Genomic DNA, 1,825 nt, shown 5'->3' on the forward strand with positions numbered 1-1,825 from the left:
CCTGCCCGCCCGGCGTGTCGGCGGCCTCGCCGTCCCGGGGGGCGGGCGCGAGCGAGGCGCGGGCGGAGAGCACGGCGGTGGCCAGGCGCCGGACGCGCGGCTCGTGCTCGTCGTACCCGACCACGACCGGCGGCTCGTTGTACGGCATCGTGTCGGACGAGCGGCGCAGCTTGATGTACTGGCCGCAGGCGTCGATCGCGTACGGCTCCATGTCGTCCTGGAGCGCGCCGATCACCGTGATGCCGTGCTGCTCGCCGATCTCCCGGAACAGCGCGACCGCCTCCTTGCGGTGCTCCTTGCCCAGGTTGCGGCCCAGCTCGTCCAGGACGAGGCAGAGCCGACCGCCGCCGGACGAGGCCAGCGCCGCCGCGCACACCAGCTTGACGGCCTTCTCGTCCATGAGCGCGGTGTTCGCGCGCCGGTTGTACGGGACGTACCGCTGCCCGTCGCTGCGCCGCCACTTCGGCGTGACCTTCCAGCGCCACTCCTGCTCGGGGTCCCCGGGCGGCTCGGGCGTCGGGAACTCCAGCGTCGCGCCGTACCCGCCGTACTGGACGTCCAGCTTCTCGAACTCCTCGGCGACCCGCTGGAGGCGGCTGCGGATCGCGGCGGTCAGCGCCGTCCGGTGCGCCTCGGCGGCCCCGGAGGCCTCGTCCGCGCCCCGGCTCGCCTTGTCCAGGTCGGCGCGCCGCGCGGTCATCTGGACCTCGATCTGGCGGCGCTGGTGCCGCTCGTAGTCCTCCTGCTGCCGCAGGTACGACTCCAGGGCCCGGACCAGGCGCGGGAACGTCGCCTGCTCCCGCTCGGTGCGACGGCCCTCGCCCTCGGCGCGCTCGCGCAGCAGGAACCGGATCTCCTCCGGCATGTCCTCGTCGGCCACGCCGTCCGGGAACACCCGGCGCAGCGCCTCCGACAGGTGCTTCTCGGCCGTGTGCCACCACTCGTCCGGCGTCCAGGTGCGCTCGTCGGCGGACAACTCGCCGAGCCACGTGGCGGCGGCGTCGCGCGGCTCGCCCCACTCCCGTTCGAGGTCGTCCAGCCCGAGCGCCGCCCGCCGCGCCGACAGCTCGCCCGCCTTAGCCGCGAGCCTGTCGCGGTCGCGGTCCAGCGCCTCGCGGCGTCCGCGCAGCCGGTCGACCTCCAGCGCGCGCGTGTCGGCCTTCGCCTGGAGCCGCCGCAGCGTCTGCTCCGCCGCGCCCAGGCGCGGTCCGAGCTTCGCCTCGCCGCCCGCGAGGTCCTCCAGCTCGGCGCGCAGCTCCGTCATCGCCTCCCGGACGGACTCCAGCTTGGCCCCGGCCCCCGCGCCCGCCAGCCGCCGCGCCGCGAGCGCGACGTCGCCCGCCGCGTCCGAGGTGGCCTGCCGGGCGTCCTCCAGGGCCTCCCGCGCGGACTCCAGCGCCACCCGCGCCGCCCGGACGCGCGCGACCCGCCCCGTCACCGGCTCCGGGAACCCGCCGACGATCACCACGCCGGACCCGTCCCCGCCGTCCAGGGCGGTGAAGAACCGGGTCAGCGGCAGCCCGCAGCCCACCCCCTCCGGCAGCCCGGACGGCGGCTCGGCGTCCGGCGTGAGCGCCCCGTCCGCCGGGACGATCATCGATCCCGGCAGTGCGCGCAGCGCCTCGGACGCGGCGGGCAGGTCGGCCGCGTCCAGCACGACCGCCTCCCGGTACGGCCACAGCGCGGCCTCCCAGCGGTCCCGGACGTCCTCGGCCAGCTCGACGGCGTCCAGCAGCCCGACGGCCGCGACGCCCGCCCCGGCCAGCGCCCGGATCTGCGCGGGCGCGCTCGACGCGCCCGCCTCCGCCTCGGCCAGGGCCCGCTC

At 77.3% G+C, this 1,825-nt stretch carries 1 pseudogene; it reads right to left on the minus strand.

Annotation, left to right across the window (positions count from 1 at the left end):
* A pseudogene (locus tag EBO15_RS45000) lies at window positions 1-1,825 on the minus strand (chromosome partitioning protein ParA); the annotation flags it as partial.

This window comes from Actinomadura harenae (genome assembly GCF_003696215.1).
Taxonomy (GTDB): domain Bacteria; phylum Actinomycetota; class Actinomycetes; order Streptosporangiales; family Streptosporangiaceae; genus Spirillospora; species Spirillospora harenae.